18 protein-coding genes are annotated in these 19,582 nt (G+C 47.1%); 13 read left to right on the top strand and 5 right to left on the bottom strand.

The window, feature by feature from the left end:
* Positions 1 to 185: 185 nt before the first annotated feature.
* A complete protein-coding gene (locus ACQQ6X_RS11425; RefSeq protein WP_305165407.1) occupies positions 186 to 1,409 on the bottom strand; it encodes an acyltransferase in 1,224 nt (407 codons plus the stop codon).
* 207 nt (positions 1,410 to 1,616) lie between these two features.
* On the opposite strand from ACQQ6X_RS11425, the gene ACQQ6X_RS11420 reads away from it, so the two are divergent.
* The 4 genes from ACQQ6X_RS11420 (at position 1,617) to hcp (ending at position 7,352) form a co-directional block, all read left to right on the top strand.
* Positions 1,617 to 2,624 (top strand): substrate-binding domain-containing protein, encoded by a 1,008-nt coding sequence (locus tag ACQQ6X_RS11420; protein ID WP_305165406.1) that lies wholly within the window; start codon positions 1,617 to 1,619, stop codon positions 2,622 to 2,624.
* Positions 2,625 to 2,658: 34 nt separating this feature from the next.
* Positions 2,659 to 4,659 (top strand): cache domain-containing sensor histidine kinase, encoded by a 2,001-nt coding sequence (locus tag ACQQ6X_RS11415; protein ID WP_305165405.1) that lies wholly within the window; start codon positions 2,659 to 2,661, stop codon positions 4,657 to 4,659.
* Positions 4,610 to 5,911, top strand: coding sequence for a response regulator (locus ACQQ6X_RS11410; RefSeq protein ID WP_305165404.1), 1,302 nt, complete (start codon positions 4,610 to 4,612; stop codon positions 5,909 to 5,911). Before ACQQ6X_RS11415 ends, ACQQ6X_RS11410 begins: the two co-directional genes overlap by 50 nt.
* A 148-nt stretch (positions 5,912 to 6,059) precedes the next feature.
* Positions 6,060 to 7,352: a hydroxylamine reductase gene (gene hcp / locus ACQQ6X_RS11405; RefSeq protein WP_063212429.1), complete on the top strand. Its 1,293-nt coding sequence runs from the start codon at positions 6,060 to 6,062 to the stop codon at positions 7,350 to 7,352.
* Positions 7,353 to 7,402: 50 nt separating this feature from the next.
* Here the strand turns inward: hcp and ACQQ6X_RS11400 are convergent, their stop codons facing one another.
* Entirely contained in the window at positions 7,403 to 7,750 is a 348-nt protein-coding gene (locus ACQQ6X_RS11400; protein WP_305165403.1) for a helix-turn-helix domain-containing protein, read from the bottom strand.
* Positions 7,751 to 7,959: 209 nt separating this feature from the next.
* On the opposite strand from ACQQ6X_RS11400, the gene ACQQ6X_RS11395 reads away from it, so the two are divergent.
* From ACQQ6X_RS11395 to mmsB, 7 genes are all read left to right on the top strand, one after another.
* Entirely contained in the window at positions 7,960 to 8,463 is a 504-nt protein-coding gene (locus ACQQ6X_RS11395) for a hypothetical protein (protein ID WP_305165402.1), read from the top strand.
* Between the two features lie 104 nt (positions 8,464 to 8,567).
* Entirely contained in the window at positions 8,568 to 9,404 is an 837-nt protein-coding gene (locus ACQQ6X_RS11390) for an AraC family transcriptional regulator (RefSeq protein ID WP_305165643.1), read from the top strand.
* 105 nt (positions 9,405 to 9,509) lie between these two features.
* The gene (locus ACQQ6X_RS11385) at positions 9,510 to 10,727 is read left to right on the top strand and encodes a multidrug efflux MFS transporter (protein ID WP_305165401.1); all 1,218 of its coding nucleotides are present in this window, start codon (positions 9,510 to 9,512) and stop codon (positions 10,725 to 10,727) included.
* An 18-nt stretch (positions 10,728 to 10,745) separates the two neighbouring features.
* Entirely contained in the window at positions 10,746 to 11,342 is a 597-nt protein-coding gene (locus tag ACQQ6X_RS11380; protein ID WP_305165400.1) for a hydrolase, read from the top strand.
* Positions 11,343 to 11,674: 332 nt separating this feature from the next.
* Positions 11,675 to 12,760 (top strand): multiple monosaccharide ABC transporter substrate-binding protein, encoded by a 1,086-nt coding sequence (gene chvE, locus ACQQ6X_RS11375; RefSeq protein WP_305165399.1) that lies wholly within the window; start codon positions 11,675 to 11,677, stop codon positions 12,758 to 12,760.
* Positions 12,761 to 12,792: 32 nt separating this feature from the next.
* Entirely contained in the window at positions 12,793 to 14,343 is a 1,551-nt protein-coding gene (gene mmsA / locus ACQQ6X_RS11370) for a multiple monosaccharide ABC transporter ATP-binding protein (protein ID WP_305165398.1), read from the top strand.
* Positions 14,327 to 15,490 (top strand): multiple monosaccharide ABC transporter permease, encoded by a 1,164-nt coding sequence (gene mmsB, locus ACQQ6X_RS11365; RefSeq protein ID WP_305165397.1) that lies wholly within the window; start codon positions 14,327 to 14,329, stop codon positions 15,488 to 15,490. Before mmsA ends, mmsB begins: the two co-directional genes overlap by 17 nt.
* Before the next feature lie 106 nt (positions 15,491 to 15,596).
* Here mmsB and ACQQ6X_RS11360 read toward each other — a convergent pair whose 3' ends face one another.
* Positions 15,597 to 16,502, bottom strand: coding sequence for an SDR family oxidoreductase (locus ACQQ6X_RS11360; protein WP_305165396.1), 906 nt, complete (start codon positions 16,500 to 16,502; stop codon positions 15,597 to 15,599).
* A 78-nt stretch (positions 16,503 to 16,580) separates the two neighbouring features.
* Entirely contained in the window at positions 16,581 to 17,333 is a 753-nt protein-coding gene (locus ACQQ6X_RS11355) for an MBL fold metallo-hydrolase (protein ID WP_305165395.1), read from the bottom strand.
* 157 nt (positions 17,334 to 17,490) lie between these two features.
* Between ACQQ6X_RS11355 and ACQQ6X_RS11350 the strand changes: the two genes are divergently transcribed.
* Positions 17,491 to 17,916, top strand: a complete 426-nt coding sequence (locus tag ACQQ6X_RS11350) for an Lrp/AsnC family transcriptional regulator (RefSeq protein ID WP_064795507.1) — start codon at positions 17,491 to 17,493, stop codon at positions 17,914 to 17,916.
* 63 nt (positions 17,917 to 17,979) lie between these two features.
* On the opposite strand, the gene ACQQ6X_RS11345 is transcribed toward ACQQ6X_RS11350, so the two are convergent.
* The gene (locus ACQQ6X_RS11345; protein ID WP_305165642.1) at positions 17,980 to 18,456 is read right to left on the bottom strand and encodes a GNAT family N-acetyltransferase; all 477 of its coding nucleotides are present in this window, start codon (positions 18,454 to 18,456) and stop codon (positions 17,980 to 17,982) included.
* Positions 18,457 to 18,588: 132 nt separating this feature from the next.
* On the opposite strand from ACQQ6X_RS11345, the gene ACQQ6X_RS11340 reads away from it, so the two are divergent.
* Complete coding sequence (locus tag ACQQ6X_RS11340; protein ID WP_305165394.1) at positions 18,589 to 19,512, top strand: EcsC family protein; 924 nt, start codon at positions 18,589 to 18,591, stop codon at positions 19,510 to 19,512.
* The last annotated feature ends 70 nt before the right edge of the window (positions 19,513 to 19,582 follow it).

Raw genomic sequence — 19,582 nt, 5'->3', positions numbered from 1 at the left:
CTTATGATTATTCTATATAATGACTTATTTTAAAATAAAATACATATCCATGTCATAAAATGTTAATCAGTTTGGGATATGATTTAGCATACTTTGACAACAAAAAGCAGAGCTCAATACATGAGCCCTGCGAAAGTCTTTTGATGTAGCTTGGAATCCCTATGCTGAAACGCTGAGACAGAAGATTAGCCAAGCTCCTGTGTGCTTTTGGAAGCACGTTTGGAGGAGAGAAACTGAAAATGAAGCCGCCAGTTCAATCGCTGTCTGCCTTTGGAGCCAACAATCCAGTTGCCGCCGGGCAGATGGGCAAAGAACCAACTGATGCCCAGAGAAGCACTTGCCACGACGACAAACGTAATGAGCGTAGCTGTAAAATGATGATCCCCCAGTGCAAGCGGACGGGTATAGTAGGATATAAAGGACAGCACGAGCGCATGGACCAGGTACCCTCCAAAGGAATAGCGTCCGATCCAGTTCAGCATACGGCGAAACGGCTCGGACCGCTGGTCTTTTTGCAAATGAAGCAGTAGTCCGTACAACAAAAGCAACTGGGAGACAATCAGCACAAAGGTGCTTGGCTTCAGATAAGTAGAAATATTGAGATTGATCGTATCACCCGACTGGATCAGCATGGTGTGACCCATGAGCATGAACAGACCGATAAAGACAAATACATTCCACGGCAACGTCTGTTGGGCCAATCCCCGCCAGGTGTCCGTCATATAGGCGCACACGGCGCCCAGCATAAAATAGAAAAAATACATAACAAAGTTATACGTACGGTAATCTAACAGAGTCTGCCCAAAAGACGGCAACCAAGTGCTCCATGCAGACATGTCGTAGTAGGACCAATGTAACAGCAACGCATAAGCCGCAGCAGCAATCAGCATCACAGCCAGAACAAGCTGCTTGCGCCTTTTTGTGCTATAACGACGTAGAAACGTCCGAACCTGCTCGGTTGCTTTTGCAAATAAAGGAAACCAAATATAAAACTGAAAGATCATAACCACAAACCATAGATGATATCCGCTGACAGGGATAATCATTTCCTCGAACATGCCTTTATAAAAGGATATATTTCCCCACTGCGCGGTTGACCAGTTCTGAGTACATACCCAATAAACAACCGTCCAGCAGAGAAAAGGAACATAAATATCTCGAAACCGTCTGCCAATATAACGGGAATAGCCAATCGATTTATTACCATTATAAAATAGCAGCGCCGCAGACAGGAAAACGAACGTCGGTGTGCCAAAACGTGTCAAATGGTACAGCATCGCGAGCATAACGGAATCCGGCTGTTGGATGTCGCTGCGATAAATATATTCGCCAATGCAATGCTGAAGCACGACAGCGAGGTAGGCAAGGCCCCGTAGTTCTGTCCACTCCGCGATACGCGGCTTGCTCATCCATATCACTCCTTTTTCTCAAGATTCGCACCTGTATTCCCCAGCACAATTGTAGGTATTGTACCGCAGGAACATTAGTGCAAGATTAACGCTACCTGAAAGTATGGAGAGTGAAGTGGTTCCAATTTGATATGATTGCGTTTACAATCTAAATGAAAACAAAGTAAATTTAAATTAAAGGATACGCATAGGAAGAGGAGAGGAAGGATGAAAAAAACGCTGCTGGTGTACATGCTGTTAATTGCGGCCTTTGCTCTCTATGTGTTCAGATATGAACAATCCGAGCGGTTGAATGGAGCTTGGGAGGAAAAAGGGCTGCGAGGCAGCATCGGAGAAACGTATATGATGATTACGTTCCAGTCCGGTTTGGAGTATTGGAAAAGCGGGCTCAAAGGCTTTGAGGATGCTGGGGATGCCTTGGGAGTAACTGTGGAGTACCGGGGGGCTACCCGGTATGATGCTCAAGAGCAGATGACTGTCATTGAGCAGGCGATTGCTCGTAAACCCGCAGGCATTGCCATATCAGCGATTGATCCACACTCCCTGATCCCGGTCATTAATAAGGCGCTGGATGCGGATATTCCTGTAGTGCTGTTTGACGCCGGAGCGCCAGGGAGCCGGGCGTATACATTTTTGGGCACGGATAATTATAAGGCGGGCGTGACCGCTGCGGAAAAAATGGCAGAGCTGCTGGGACGTGAAGGCCAAGTTGCTGTTCTGACACTGCCGGGGCAGCAGAATCATGAGGAACGCTCGCGCGGCTTTCGCGATACCATTCAGCGGCAGTATCCTGCCATGAAGGTGGTGGAAGTGGTGGATGGTCACGCTGACGTGATGATGTCCAGGGATGAATCACTAAGGCTGATGAAAGCTTATCCGAAACTGGCGGGTATTTTTGTGACCGAAGCCACCGGAGGAACAGGTGTGGGGGAGGCAGCACTAAGCCAAAAAAACAGTCATCCGCTGAAGATTATTTCTTTTGATACGAATAAAGCGACACTCGATATGATTCGTGATGGGACGATCTCGGCCACAATTGCGCAAGGGACATGGAATATGGGCTATTGGTCACTCCAATATCTGTTCCATCTGCATCATCATTTGACGGTTCCTGCACCTTCTTCATCCGGAGATAACACCCCGCTGCCCGTGCGGGTGGATACCGGGATTTCCGTAGTCACCCAAGCGAATGTAGATGATTATTATGCAAAATAAATATTGGAAGCGTATCCAATTAGAGATGCATCAAATGATGCCAAGGTTACGCTTGCGCAATATGCCTTTACGTTATCAGCTCATGCTGCTGTTCCTGCTGTTTGGCATCGTGCCTTCGCTGGGACTAGGCCTGTTGGTGAATTGGACGGTGGAGCGGATTGTGGAGCGGCAGGTGGAAAACCATACGATGCAGTTGATTGGCAAGGTGAACGAAGCACTCGATACCAAAATGGAAAATTTGCAGAACATGACGTATCTGATTGCGTTTAACCCTGAAATTGGGGAGTTCTGGAAAGGGTGGACGCTGGCTGATGGCCATGCGGGTCATACAAGTGGTGCTACGACAGAAAATCAAGGGAAGCAAGCACAGCAGCCCCTCCTTAACCAGGCTCCAGGCTCCAAGCAGGCAGTAAGTTCCGTACAGGAGCAGGATACACTGTATGAAATGAAGCAATTTTTGCAGGGTTTTACCACCTTATATCCTGAAATTGCCGGAATTCTGATCGTGAACGAAAAAGGCGATTATATCAGCAATGAAATGTATGCTCGAAGTACGCGCAGCCTGACGGAAGAAGACTGGTACACACAGGCGGCGCAGCATGTAGGGATATTCACGGTGCTGGGACAGCCAAGTCACCGTAATGTGACCACTCATGTCCGGTATAAGGACAGCGAAATTGTATCTGTCGTTCGCTCGGTCACGGACTCGGAGACGGGACATGTACTGGGTGTGATTATGATCGATCTCAAGCTGCGGGCAGTGTCGCAGGCCGCCAGAGATGTAACCTTGGGCAAAAGCGGGTATGTCATGGTGACAGATGCTGAGGGACGCAGTGTATACATGCCGGATATGCCTTTGATTGAACGCATTCCGCCGCAATGGTTTGGCACAGGGGACAGCGGGATGTTTACCCGTGAAGCCGGAGGTAGGGAATTGCTGTTCATGTTTCAGGCTTCTGAGTTCACGGGCTGGAGAACCGTGGGAGTATTCCCAGCGCGCGAGTCTACACTGGAAGTGCGGCAAATTCAGTTCTATGTCGTTTGTTTTGTTTTCATTGTATGCCTGTTTGGCTTAACGGCATCCTTGCGATTGTCCAGTTCCATCGCGCAGCCGATTTTCCGGCTTATGTCTTATATGCGTAAGGCAGAGACAGGGGATCTTACGGTTCGCCAGTGGAGTGAGCGCGGGGATGAGATCGGAATGCTGGGCCGGAGCTTTAACCGGATGCTGGAGCAGATCCGCCGTCTTATGTCGCTTAGCGAACTGAGGGAACGGCAAAAACGGGATGCCGAACTGCGCAGTCTTCAAGAGCATATTAAGCCGCATTTTCTATACAATACGCTAGATACCATTCATTGGATGGCCCGAAAAAATGGAGCAGACGACGTATCTGACATGGTGGGGGCGTTATCGAAATTGTTCCGCCTTGGGCTATCCAAAGGGGATGACTTTATTCCGCTGCACTCCGAGATTGAGCATATTTCAAGCTATATGCAAATCCAGCAAACCCGTTATCGTGACCGGCTTCGCTGGGAATTGAATGTTCCCGACGAGCTGAAGGATCTATTCGTATTGAAGTTGATGCTTCAGCCTGTGGTGGAAAATGCCATTTATCACGGTATTAAGGCCAGACGCGGTCCAGGCACGATTTGCGTAGAAGCTAAAGCCGAGGACGACAAGCTGCTGCTGACGGTACGTGACGACGGTGCAGGGATGACAGCGGAACGTCTGCGTGAGCTGCGTGAATGGCTGGAAAGGCCACTGGAAGCGATGGAAGGAAGACAGAAACAAAAGGGAGTTCGTGCAAATGGCAGGAGCTACGGCATGCTAAATGTGCAGGCGCGTATCCGATTGTCTTTTGGCGAGGAATATGGAATTGCATTGGACAGTAAAGAAGGGGCAGGTACCTGCGTAACAATCACTCATCCGTTGCTGCTGGATATGGCGCAACTGAAGAAGCCTTATGACAGAGGAGAGGGTCAGGATGACGAAATCCAAGGGAACAGACAACGCGACAACGGCGAGTCTGATTGACCAAGCCATACCAGAAGTAGGCATAGCCACGGCCAAACGTTATCAAGTACTGATCGCAGATGATGAGCCGATCATTCGTGAAGGGATTCGAGATTGCCTCGACTGGGCGGCTCTGGGCATGGAGGTTGCAGCAGAGGCAGAGGACGGTGAGGAAGCGCTGGAGCTGGTTGCTCAGCTTGGCATCGACATCGTACTGGTCGATATGAATATGCCGTTTATGGACGGGATTGAACTGATTCGGCGACTGCGGGAAGAACGCCCGGAGTGCCGTTGCCTGATCATTTCCGGGCATGATGAATTTGCTTATGCACAGGAAGCTGTCCGGCTTGGCGTAGAGGATTATATTTTGAAGCCGGTACATGCAGAGCAGCTTCACGCTGCATTGTCGCGCCTTCGTGAACGACTGGACGAGGAGCGCAAGCGTGCGGTGTATATAGAGCAAGCTGCCGGGCAGATTGAACGGAATATTCCGCTGCTGCGCCAGCGGTTTTGCCTGGAATGGCTGGAAGGACAGCACACGGGAATAGACATCATGGAGCAGTTAACGTTTTTACGTCTTCCATCCCGGCCGCCTGCTCAGATCGGTGTGGTACGGTGGCCAGCGGTAGAGGCGCGGCAGACGATGATGCGCGAGAATGATCGCCAGTTGTTTCTTTTCGCCGCCGAAAATATTATTGGCGAACTGCTGGAGAACCGATCGCATGTGTTGTTCCGCGATGCGAACGGGCTGATCGGTATATGCCTGTGGCAGGAGGCGCACGAGACGATCGGTGCTTCCATAGAACAGGCCATTGGACGCTATCTGAATATAGCGGTTCACACACATGTGGAGCCCAACACGGGTGGGCTCGAAGGCGCAATCGATGCGTATCGGATCAGCCGGGATCGGGTGCACGGTGAATCGCAGCTATCTCCCATCGTGCGCCGGGCCCGCCAGCTTATTCAGGAAGGTTATGCTGATCGGGAACTGACGCTGGAAGCTCTGGCCTCGCGTCTACAGGTCTCTGCTGTATATCTCAGTCGTGTGCTCAAAAAGGAGCTCAACGATAGCTTCGTGACCCTCGTCACGCGTGCCCGTATCCGCAAAGCAGTGCAGCTGCTGGACTCTACGACGTTGTCTGTGCTTGAAATAGCAGAACGCACGGGATACGACAGTCAGCACTATTTTAGCACTGCTTTTAAAAAGGCTATGGGCGTGTCGCCTGTGCAGTACCGTAAGAACGGAGGAATTCAGGAAAATTCGTTGGAGTAGGAATGGAATGTTGGAATGCGGAATTGCCCTGCACCGTCCCATGATAATCTGTGCTAAAAAGTGTGTGTGTAATCACACCCGCGCATTCAGGGGTTTGTTACGCTGTAGATAACGAACAAATATCTATCAATATTTGGAGGAAAACAATATGTTTTGTTATCAGTGTGAACAGACGCCGAGTGGCGGGTGTAAAGTCATTGGAGTATGCGGAAAAAATGAGACGGTAGCGAGTTTGCAGGATACAATGATTTTTGCATTAAAAGGCATTGCTGCCTATGCTACACATGCACGTCAGTTGGGGTATAGCGATCCTGAGGTGGATCGGATCACGCATGAAGCGTTATATATGACCTTAACTAATTCTAACTTTAATGTACAAGAGCATTTGGAAATGGCGATGAAGGTCGGAAATGCAGCTGTACGGATCATGGATGTGCTGGATCGTGCGCATACAGATCGTTTTGGCATTCCACAGCCGATTACCGTCAGCCAAAATAAAATCGAAGGCCAATGCATTGTCGTGACCGGACATAATTTGTACGCGCTGGAGGAATTACTGCGGCAGACCGAAGGAAAGGGCATCAACATCTACACTCACTCAGAAATGCTGCCTGCCCACGGTTATCCGGCGTTAAAGAAATATGCACATCTCAAGGGCAACATCGGCAAAGCCTGGTACGATCAACGCAGATTGTTCGAGGAATTCCCGGGCGCGATTCTTGCCACGACCAACTGTGTTATGCCGATTAAAGGCACCTATGCAGACCGCTTCTTCTCATATGAAGTAGCAGGGCTGGAGGGTGTTGCTAAAATTGTGAACGACGATTTCTCTCCACTGATTGAACGCGCGTTGGCCCTGCCAGCCGCAGATGTAGACTCTGAACAGGTGCTTACGACAGGATACCATCATGAGACAGTCATCGGGCTGGCACCTGAGATCATTCAGGCAGTCAAAGACGGACATATCCGCCGTTTCTTCGTCATCGCGGGCTGCGACGCACCAGGCAAAGGTGGCAACTATTACCGCGAGCTGGCGACATCCTTGCCGAACGACACGGTCATTTTGACCACGTCATGTGGTAAATTCCGCTTTAATGATGTGGACTACGGCACTGTTGGAGATACTGGCATTCCGCGTTATATTGATTTGGGGCAATGCAACAATTCGGGTTCTACTGTGAAAATCGCTCTGGCATTAGCAGATGCGTTCGGCTGTACAGTGAACGAGCTGCCTGTTAGCATCGTGCTGTCCTGGTTTGAGCAAAAAGCGGTTGCCATCCTGCTAGGCTTGTTCAGCCTGGGCATTCAGGATATTCGCATTGGACCAAAGCCGCCTGAGTTTATTTCTTCTGGTGTACTGGATGTACTGGTGGAGATGTTTGGCTTAAAGCTCATTACGACTGCAGAGGAAGATATGAAAGCGATGCTGGCGTTATCGTAAGGAATAGAGATGGTGGGGGAACTGCAAAGCGCAGTTCCTTTTTTTCTGCTTCATCGTTGATCGATTCTCATAAAAATGTCTGTAAGAATCTTTAAGGCCAGTTCAGTATCTTTGGATTCACGAGTTCTTAGGAGAGACAAAATGGCTTTTATACTCGAATCTTCTTCGGTAAGCTCATCATTTTCCTTCACATATGTAAGTAACTGATAGACGCTCACGTTCAATGCCTTTGCTATTTTCTCCAGATTTTTTAAAGATATATTTCTCTCCGCACGCTCGATGAAACCAATGTAGCTCGAATTGAATCCTGCTTGTTCGGCTAAAGCTTCTTGGGAAAGCCCTTTAGACTTTCGAATATCTCGAATACGTGTACCGACTAATTCTAAAAGTTCTGACATGTTTACACCTCTCTATAGTTAGAAGTGTAGAGAAAGAGTTACATCTAATTAATATGCGTTAGTAAGTAAATTGAATTAAAAACTACTATATAGTAATATTCATTATGAAGCTTGTCCGATAGCTAGAAAATTATACATTTTAGTGGTCCAATGATATGCTACGTTGCTCACACTGTTTGTGAAATTTTAATTCAGGAGTTGATTCCCCCATGAAACATTACTCCTTAAGCAACCAACTACATAGTGAAGCTGATTTCAAATTGCCTAAGTATAGCGATACCCACATATTGAATTGCATGCTGGATTTTCAAAAGCTTGCCCAATACCAAATGCAGCTTGCCCAGATGATGCGTGACCATAATCAATGGCTAAACTGCCTCATTCTTTGTGATCGTGCCATGTTTTCTATGGCGAAGGCCATATATGTACATCGAAATCAAATCATACCTTTATCCATTAGCCTATCCATGAACGATCTGCTTAGGCTAATTCGCTCGGATGCGGAGCCGTGTTTAGATGTGGTGCTGTTTATGGGCACCGTGCATTATCTGGTTTCCGGAGAGGATGAAGCATCTGAGGAGTCGATGAAACAGGAGGAAGTAGACATGTTGCTTTATAAAACAGACTCTATTCTAGAGCGTCTATCGCGGCGGATTGTAACGAATCCATCGAAGCGGTATCCGTCTATTTTTAAAGAAAACCCGTTGCATTAAAATGTTAAATTCTTTAACCTCACATTAGAAAGGGTGTTATTTGATATGACTACATACAACAAGCTGGTGCGAGACCGGATTCCAGGAGCGGGTGTTCTTAATTGATGCAGATGAATATCAATAAACTTTACTTTCACATTCACTACTGTAATGGCAGGAAATTCAAAGAAACCGGAAAAATTCTGAGAAATTTTACGAGAACCCTCTCACATCATGAGTTCGTTCTTGTTACCGAAGGGGCGGGTAGTATCGCCATCGGGGGAAAAACCTATCTGCTCAAACAAGGAATGCTGTTTTACATTGGTCCGGGCGTGCTGCATTCTTTGCAGCCAGATCCGAATGAACCTCCCCGTTTCCTAACTGTACATTTTAGCTATGCGCGAGTGAATTTCAATGACGGCCAATGGGACATTACAGATGAGCCTCGAATGCTTCCCCTGCATGCTGCCCAAGAATTAAAGGATAGTTATTCTATTCAGGATATTTTCCATAAATTAGTGGACTGCTGGGATGCAAAGCTTCCGGGGTACGAACTAATGAGCAGGACTTTGCTTCAGCAATTAGGTGTTTCCATTTTTCAGAGCGTAAGAAAGCAACAGTGGAGTGGCTCCAATTCTCGAAAAATTGAAAACATCATTCAATACATGCATCAACATATAAATAGTAAGGTCACCTTGACTGAATTGTCGGAGATGGTACAGTTAGCGCCTACGTATCTATCAAGGACTTTTAAGGAGACTACAGGATACTCTGTCATTGAATTTTTTAATAAGATTAAAATGGATAAAGCTAAAGAGCTACTGATCGAAGGGGATAAAAAAGTAAAGGAAGTGGCACAAGCGCTTGGATATACGGATGAATTTTATTTCAGTAGAATATTTAAAAGAATGGAAGGCATAAGCCCGTCAGAGTATTATAGCAAAAATGTCCATGGAGTTTAATATTGTGCATGGTATAAGGCCGAACCACAAGCTATTATGAGGGTGTTATTGTTCATGATTTTTGTACAGGGACACTTGCATATGGTAGAGGGGAGGTCTTTATTCATGCCGATGTGGAGACGGAATTTAATCGTTTGCTGGTTCGGAATGTTTGTAACAGGACTGGGGATGAGCCAGGTTGCGCCGATATTGCCGCTTTATATCAAGCAGCTTGGAGTTCATAATACAGCCTTAATTGCACAATTTTCCGGAATTGCGTTTGGCATTACCTACATCGTTTCAGCTGTTTTCTCACCCATTTGGGGGCAGGCCGCTGACAGGTTCGGACGCAAACCAATGCTCTTGCGGGCAAGTCTCGGGATGGCTGTAGTCGTAGGCTGCATGGGTTTTGCACACAATGTATATGTATTGATCGGGCTCCGAATATTGCAGGGTGCTATCACAGGTTATAGCACAGCTTGTACTACGCTGATTGCAACCCAGACGGACAAGGAACACGCGGGTTGGGCCTTGGGTACACTTTCAACGGCCAATATTGCCGGTTCTTTGCTCGGACCTACGATCGGCGGGTTTATAGCAGAGCACTTTGGATTACAGGATTCATTTTTTATCACAGGCGTGCTGCTGATGATTGCTTTTTTGACGACCCTTTTATTTGTACAGGAAACGTTTGTCCGTGAGCACCAAAAAACGCTTGGGATCAAGGAAGTATGGAGCATTGTTCCTGAAAAGAATTTGACGCTTACGATGTTTATCACTTTTTTTGTATTAACGGTGGCCTTATATTCGGTAGAACCCATTATAACCGTGTATATAACGGAATTATCCGGCAATACCCATCATATCGCTCTGTTAGCTGGATTGGCCTTTTCGGCATCAGGGCTGGCGAATATCATTTCAGCACCAAGACTTGGGAAACTCTCTGACAAAATAGGAGCACATAAAGTGATATTAGTGGCCCTTATAGCGGCAGGACTCATTTTCATCCCACAAGCCTTAGTACAAAATGACTGGCAGTTCATAGGTTTACGCTTTTTATTTGGATTAGCAGCGGCCGGATTGATCCCCTCTGTTAATATCCTGATCAAAAGAATTACACCGGATGCTCTGACCGGCAGAGTTTTTGGTTTTAACATGTCGGCAGGGTATTTGGGCGTATTCGCAGGTTCTATTTTAGGCGGACAGGTGGCAACCTGGTTTGGAATTCGATCTGTATTTTGGATTACAAGTGTGTTGTTACTGATCAATGCGGTCTGGGTTTATTTTAAAGTATATCTAAAGCTAAATCACCATGAATTGGCTTTAGGACAAAATGCAGACTAGATGAAGGGAGAAAACAATATGGAACATGTAAAATCAACGGAGGCGGAAAAGTTAAACGCAGAAAAGACGGCACTGGTAGTTATAGACTTGCAAACGGGGATCGCAAACAGCGGTCGTTTGCTAGCCCCTTATACGGGGGAGCAGGTTGTTCAGAAAGCCAGTAAATTAATTGATGCATTCACGCAGAAAGGCGCGTTTGTGGTTTTGGTACGAGTTTCGTCGGTAGATGGGAAAGATATGTTAAAGCCATATACAGATATGGAAATGAATCAGATGCAATGGCCAGAAGGCTGGGATCGTTTTGTACCAGAAATAGCTGATACCCAAATTGCTCATACGATTACCAAACGACAATGGGGTGCATTTTTTGGTACTGACCTTGATTTGCAGCTTCGTCGTCGTGGAATTGACACTATTGTACTTTGCGGTATTTCTACTTCCATTGGCGTGGATACTACAGCAAGAGAAGCCTACCAGCATGGATATCACCAGATTTTTGTGGAGGATGCCATGACAGCTTCTACGAAAGAGGAGCACGATTATGTTTGTAAATACATCTTTCCGAGAATAGGCCGGATTCGAACAAGTGAAGAAGTCGCTTTGTCATTAAGATAAAATGGATAAAGAATGAAAAAAAAACTTTACCAGATCTAAACTGGTAAAGTTTTTTTATTTCTTTCTTTTCATACCATTGTCCACCTTAACCACCCCATTCCTCCTCCCCCCATCACAAAGGTTAAAATTTTATAAAAAAAGTTCAAAACCTGCAAAGACCTTCCCTAGCCTGGAATGATACCATGTGTTTGCACATAAAAAAAGAGAGGTGCTCATCGCCTCACTTATGTAAGCGCTATCTAATTTCTAGTCTAATTAGCACTGACTTGAGGATTTTCTCAAAATCCTTACCTTCAAATGACCTGCATCACATGAGGAAAGGGGAACTTCATATGAAAAAAGGAGCTGTTGTCGTTTGGCTTCTGATTTTGGCCTTGATGCTTTCGGCCTGCAATCTGGCGGAGAGTGGAACGGGCAGCAAGGAAAAAGGCTATGTGGGTATTTCCATGCCGACCAAATCGTCCGAGCGTTGGGTAGGGGACGGGGAGAATATGGTTCGGTTGTTTCAGGAGCAAGGCTATAAAACGGATTTACAATATGCCGAGGACGTGGTGGAAAATCAAATCTCCCAAATCGAAAATATGATCACCAAGGGCGTCAATGTCATGGTCATCGCTTCGGTCGATGGGAACACGCTGACGGATGTAATTCAGAAGGCACATGACCGAGGGATTCAGGTCATTTCTTACGACCGTCTGATTCGCAACACACCGTATCTGACGTATTATGCGACCTTTGATAACTTCAAGGTGGGCGTATTACAGGCGGCATATATTGAGAAAAAGCTGGGTCTCAAGGAAGGCAAGGGACCTTTCAATATCGAGCTTTTCGGCGGATCGCCAGATGATAATAATGCCTACTTCTTCTTTAATGGTGCGATGTCCGTACTTAAACCATACATTGATTCCGGCAAGCTGGTCGTACGCAGCAAGCAGATGACAATGGCGCAGATCGCTACGCTGCGGTGGGACGGAGCTTTGGCACAGTCGCGGATGGATAATCTGCTGAGTGCCTACTATTCAGGGGCCAATCTGGACGCGGTGCTCTCCCCGTATGACGGCATTAGCATCGGTATCATTTCATCCCTGAAAGGGGTCGGATACGGAACAGCGAACAAGCCGTTGCCGATCATTACGGGACAGGATGCGGAGCTGGCTTCGATCAAGTCTATTGTGGCTGGAGAGCAGACCCAAACCATATTTAAGGATACCCGCAAGCTGGCTGAGCAAACGGTCGTGATGGCCAATAGCATTTTACAGGGCAAGCAAGCAGAAGTGAATGATGTCAAATCCTATAACAACGGGAAAAAGATAATCCCTGCTTACTTGCTTGATCCAATCTCGGTGGATCGGACGAATGTAGAGAAGGATATTGTAGGCAGTCACTATTACACCAAAGAGCAAATTGGACTCAAATAAGAGTAGGAATCCAACCGAAAGGAGTGTAACCCATGACTGGAATCATTTTGGAAATGAAGGGAATTACCAAAACCTTTCCCGGCGTAAAGGCATTGGAAAATGTAAATCTCAAGGTCAAGGAAGGCGAGATTCATTCGCTGTGCGGCGAGAACGGTGCAGGCAAATCGACGCTGATGAAAGTACTGAGCGGTGTATATCCGCATGGAACCTACGAAGGCGATATTATTTTCCAGGGCAAAACATGTGAGTTTAAGGATATCAAGCAGAGTGAGGAATTGGGCATCGTCATTATCCATCAGGAGCTGGCATTAATCCCGTATCTCTCGATTGCGGAAAATATTTATCTGGGCAACGAACGCGCCAGCGGCGGTGTGATTGATTGGAAAGAGACTTTTGTGGGGACACGCGAGCTGCTGTCTAAGGTCGGTTTGAGTGAAAATCCCAATACCTTGGTTACGAACATCGGGGTCGGCAAGCAACAGCTAGTCGAAATTGCGAAAGCGCTCTCTAAAAAGGTAAAGCTGCTTATTCTGGATGAACCGACAGCCGCCTTAAATGAGGATGATAGTGAAAATCTGCTTAATTTGATGCTGGAATTTAAAAAACAGGGCATTTCCTGCATTCTCATCTCCCACAAGCTGAATGAGGTCGCCAAGGTGTCGGATTCAATTACGATTTTGCGGGATGGGAAGACGATTGAGACGCTGGATATGAAAAGGGATGAGGTCACAGAGGATCGGATCATTAGCGGGATGGTTGGACGCGATCTGACCAGCCGTTATCCAGAGCGCCATGCCAAGATTGGCAAAGTCATTTTGGAAGTGAAGGACTGGACGGTGTATCACGAGCATCATGCAGACCGCAAGGTGCTGGATCAGGTGAATCTGAACATCCGCCGTGGTGAAATTGTCGGTATTGCCGGGCTGATGGGTGCAGGACGGACTGAGCTGGCGATGAGTATCTTTGGCAAGTCATACGGACGCAATATCTCGGGTCAACTGATTAAGGACGGCAAGCCGATCCAGAACAACACGGTTACGGACGCGATTAACAACGGCTTTGCCTATGTGACGGAGGATCGCAAGGAGTACGGACTTATTTTAATGGATGATATCAAGCGTAATATCTCGCTAACCGGTCTGAGCAAGCTGGCGAAGGGCGCTGTGGTCAATGAGCAGGAGGAAGTCGTCGTTGCAGAGGAAATGAAAAAAAGCATGAACATCAAAGCACCGAGTATTTTACAGAAAACCGGTAATCTGAGTGGCGGAAATCAGCAGAAGGTAGTACTGAGCAAATGGATTTTTGCCGGACCGGATATTCTGATTCTGGATGAGCCGACGCGCGGGATCGATGTGGGTGCCAAATATGAAATCTACACGATTATTCATCGACTTGCCGCTGAGGGCAAAGGCGTGCTGGTCATTTCGTCTGAGCTGCCAGAGGTGCTAGGCTTGTGTGACCGGATTTATGTCATGAATGCCGGGCGGATCACCGGAGAGGTTAGCCGTGAGGACGCTTCGCAGGAAACGTTGATGAGATATATGACCAAGTCAGGAGGCGTGAAGCATGGAAACCATAACTAAACTATTTAAAAATAACATCCGCCAATACGGCATGATGATTGCGCTGGTCGTTATTATGATTTTGTTCGAGGTGCTGACAGGCGGTCTGCTGTTGAAGCCGATTAATATTACCAATCTGATTTTGCAAAACAGCTACATTCTCGTGCTGGCGATCGGGATGGTGCTGGTTATCATTACTGGGCATATTGATTTGTCCGTCGGCTCCATAGCCGCTTTTGTCGGTGCAGTTGCCGCCATTATGATGGTCGATTGGCAGCTTCCAGCGTGGGTCGCTGTGATTGCAGCTTTGCTGGTCGGAGCGTTAATTGGGGCATGGCAAGGGTTCTGGGTCGCTTATGTACGGATTCCGGCATTTATCGTTACCCTGGCGGGAATGCTGCTCTTCCGCGGATTAACAATGATCGTGCTGGAAGGTCAATCGATCTCTCCTTTTCCAGGGGGATTTCAGAAAATCAGTTCAGGCTTCCTGCCGGATTTTTCAGCTACCGGTTATAACCTGGTATCCGTCATTGTAGGGATTGCACTTACGGTATGGTTTATTGTGAATGAACTTCGTGAACGCCGCTCTCAGCTTAAATATGGATTCGAGGTTCCTTCACAGGCGTTATTTATACTCAAATTGATCGTAGTGGCTGCTGTGATTAATCTGTTCACCTTCATGCTCGCAAGCTATGCGGGGATACCGAACATTCTCGTCCTGCTGTTCATCCTGATCGTGGTATACTCCTTCGTCATGAACCGCACGGTTATGGGCCGTCATGTGTATGCGCTGGGTGGAAATGAAAAGGCAGCGGGCCTGTCTGGTGTCAAAACGAAAAAAGTAACATTCTGGGTATTTGTCAACATGGGCGTATTGGCTGCTATTTCCGGTCTCATCTTTGCTGCACGTCTGAACGCGGCTACGCCGAGAGCGGGTACAAACTTTGAGCTGGATGCCATCGCGGCTTGCTTTATCGGTGGAGCTTCAGCGTCAGGCGGGATCGGCACGGTTTTTGGAGCGATTATCGGTGGCTTGGTTATGGGCGTACTGAATAACGGCATGTCTCTGATTGGCCTCGGTATTGACTGGCAGCAAGGCATCAAGGGCTTGGTACTACTGCTGGCGGTTGCCTTCGATATATACAACAAAAACAAAAGATCAGTCTAAGCTTATATTCAATATGGTAAAATAAGCAAACCTCCAGTCCCACTTAACTTGTGGATACTGGAGGTTTGCTTGTATGTTAGGCCTTATGGCTATTAGCCAACTCCAACTATGTCGTCACCATTTGTCCGCCGTTCACATGCAGCGTTTGGCCAGTAATGTAGGAGCCATCATCCGAAGCCAGCAGGACATAGGCAGGAGCCAATTCATAAGGCTGCCCGGCCCGCTTCATCGGCGTATTGCTGCCAAAGGTGCGGATGACTTCGGTCGACTGTGTGGCCGGATTCAGCGGAGTCCAGATCGGACCGGGAGCAATGGCATTCACGCGAATACCCTGATCGACCAGATTGTTAGCCAAAGCGCGCGTGAAGCTGACAATGGCTCCTTTGGTAGCTGAATAGTCGATCAGATTCTTTTGCCCAACATAGGCTGTAACTGATGCCGTATTGACGATACTGGCCCCAGCCCGCATATATGGCAAGGCTTCTGTGGTCATATGGAAGAAGGAAATAATATTCGTATCAAACGTATCACGAAGCTGCTGCTCGCTGATGTCCAGATACGATTCACGCACAAACTGAACCCCCATATTATTAATGAGGATATCAATTCGACCGAAGGTTTCCATCGTTTTTTGAACAACCAGACAGCAGTTGCTTCTAAGCCTTAGATCACCTGGAATTAGCAAACAACGTCGGCCAAGCCGGTGAATGACATCACGGGTTTCCATAGCATCTCGATGCTCATCGAGATAGGCAATGACCACATCGGCCCCTTCCTTGGCAAATGCCACCGCAACCGCGCGACCAATGCCACTGTCTCCGCCGCTGATAATAGCCACCCGATCCTGGAGCTTTCCCGTGCCGATATACTTTGGATTATCAAAGATAGGGCGTGGAACCATTAGATATTCCAGCCCCGGCTGTCTATATTGATGCTGGGGAGGAAAAGCAATTGGAACTTCTTTACATTGGGTTTCTGTACCATAATAAGGATGTTGATATTGCCAATTCATTTAATAATCCCTTCTTTTAGGCGTTTTGAAATCCAATATATGCAAAATGGGCGCAAACGGTGACTCAGGATGATCGCCTTATGCCGAAATTGTCGCTCCATCCACCGGAATATGGACTTGCTCCTTCAAACCTTCACGGTGGATATGTTCTGTAAGCTCGGAGCGAGTCAGTATACAATGGTTGATTGCTTCCATATGGACAGCAACGACTTGGGTGTAAGGGGCATGCTGTGCAACAGCTGTTACATCTTGGGCAGTCATAATAATAGGATCGCCCACTATAAACCGCGCTCCTCCAGCGTTCACGATCGTCCAGTCAGGACGGTATTTATCCAGTGCTTCCGCAACTTCACTGCACCAAATGGTATCCCCAGCCACATAGACGACAGGCTCGCCTGGAGCCTGAAATACAAAGCCGGATACGGGTCCCATCTGTTCCCCGATTTCTCCAGTTCCGTGATGCCCGGTTGTACGGATAATCTCGATTTTCCCGACTGAGCCAGCCACTGCAATCGGAGTAACCTGTGTAAAACCGTCGGCTGTGATTTGTTCTTCATTTCCGGGCTGGCAGAATACAGGGATTTGCTTGTCCAGCCAGCGTACTGCCGCCGGGTCCCAATGATCCAGATGCAAATGTGTGACGATGACTACGTCAGGCTGGCCAAGCGTCTGCCATTGCGGCGGCAAGGGAACGAGCGGATTACGGCGGGTATTTTCTGTGTTCGGAACTGGTGGGTTTATCCCAGCATCACTTAGCATCGGATCAATCAGAAATTTCACTCCAGCGTATTCGATCCATAGGGTTGCGTTGCGGATTAGTGTGATTTTCATATATCGAAGCTCCTTTGATCGTAATGTTTTTTGACCGACTGTATTTTCGGCTGTTCTTTGTTTCTGCTACAATCATACATGACGCAAGAAGATGCAGGCTACGGCCTGCTGAAAGGAAAACCAGCATTCTCGTTTCATCATGAAAGGAAAAATAACTATGGAACTATTCGTACCTGATGAGACCGACCTGCGCATCCTTCATCATCTGATTGAAGACAGCTCTTTAACGCATAAGGAGGTCGGTCAGCTTGTTCATTTGACGGGTCAAGCAGTAGGGGCACGCGTTCGAAAAATGCAGGACGCGGGCATCATCGAGGGTTATACGTTGCGCTGGAACCCTGAAAAAATTGGACAGACGATCCATGCCTTTATTACGGTTTTTTTAAATTCAGGAACGACTCACAGTGCTTTTCAGGCTTTTGCACGGGAGCATCCCTCTATTGTCGAAATCCATCGGGTGAGTGGGGAGGGCTGTTATTGGATGCGGGTACGCATGTCTTCACAGTCAGAGTTAAATACGATGCTGGATGAGCTTACGAAGTTTGGTAACTACAAATTGAGCTTTTCCATTGGCGAAATTTGAGGATAAAAGCTTTCGGCGTTTGTGCCGAAAGCTTTTGTTTTACGAGGGCAAACGAAGTCAGCGTTATAGGCACATTTTAAAAATATGCTGCAAGCCGTGTTGTCCCATTTTAGTGTTACCTTCATCGATAAAGCCGCATTTGAGATATAGACTTTGAGCAGAAAGATTACGGGCATTGACGCCCAGTACAATCTCGCGAATATGTGGAAAGTGTGTAGAGATAAACTGTGGTAGCAAAAGCAGTCCTTGTTTAGCAAACCCTTGTCCTTGATCTGCGTAGTTAATTGAAAATGCACGCAATAGCAGTGCCTCAGAAGTATTCGTATAGTTTGCTAATTCATCTCCATCATATAAAATGAAAAATCCAACCGGTCTTCCGGTAGCCGTAATCACGACAGGATGGCGATGCGGGTCTTCCTGGGCCAGTGCCAGCATGTCATCTGGCATTCCAGTAAATTGCTTTTGCTCCTCAGGCAAATAAAAGGTATGTAAAATAGCATCATGCTCACAATGGTAAGGAACAAGCTCTATATTATTCATCATTACACTCCGATCTGAACAAATTTTAATCTACTATATCAATCTTGTTTGCTAAAAAAAGAACCTGAACTCGTCTTACTTACGTATTATCCATACATAAACTAGCATAGTCAAAAGGAGACATCTACGCTTATGAAGCCGCTGATAGAATATCGTGAAAGTCAGGATATATTGCACCGAGAGCTAAAGCAGATTGAGAAGTGGGAGAAGGAGCAGAAGGATATTTTTTTCTGGGAAAAAATCGGCAGGTGGCCCTTTATGCTGCTGGATCGGCTGACGCCGAAAATCATTAAAGACAAGCTGGAGCAACTGCTAAACGAGCTGGGCAGCTTCATTCAGAATGGCGGCAAATATTTGGTGAAAGAAGAAACGATTCTGAGCAGGCTGAACAAAACGGCACGTGAATATATGATTAAGCAAAATGGTATAGATTCCGTCTTAGATACGGAGGATCAGCCCCGTGTCGGGGAAAATGCAGTTGCGGAGCATAGTGACGATTCTGTGTGGGATTTGAAGCAGGTGGCTGAGCTACCGCTAACGATCATGGATCAGACGGCGGACGATATAACGTCAGGGCGTATTACCTTTGCCACCGCTCAGGGAGCAACCACGGGGATTGGCGGTGTGTTTACGATTGCGGCGGATATCCCTATTTTGCTCGGCTTGTCACTCAAGGTGCTTCAGGAAATCGCTTTGTGCTATGGCTTTAACCCCCAAGATAAGCAGGAACGCATTTTTATTATTAAATGTATGCAATTTGCTTCATCTGATATTGTGGGGAAAAAGGCTGTATTAGAGGAACTGGCCTTGTTCGATGATCCTTCACGTCAGGCACAGGTTTTTTCCCAGATGCAGGGTTGGAGAGAAGTCATTAACACCTATCGCGATCAGTTCGGATGGAAAAAGCTGCTGCAAATGGTCCCAATTGCGGGTATATTGTTTGGCTCCATGGCCAATCGAAGTGCTATTCATGACGTAGCTGAAGCGGGGAAAATGCTGTATCGGAAGCGTCGTATTTTAAAGCGTTTGTCAGAAGTAGAGAATGGGTTGGAGTAGAAGTAAGGAATGAAGGAGAGGTGAAGAGTAGGGAAGAAGTGAGGAATGTAGTTTGAGTTAGTTGTTTATG

It is taken from the genome of Paenibacillus ottowii, from assembly GCF_050516475.1.
Taxonomy (GTDB): domain Bacteria; phylum Bacillota; class Bacilli; order Paenibacillales; family Paenibacillaceae; genus Paenibacillus; species Paenibacillus ottowii.
The sequence above is the reverse complement of the archived record's forward strand: the minus strand, read 5'-3'. Positions and strand labels throughout refer to the sequence as shown.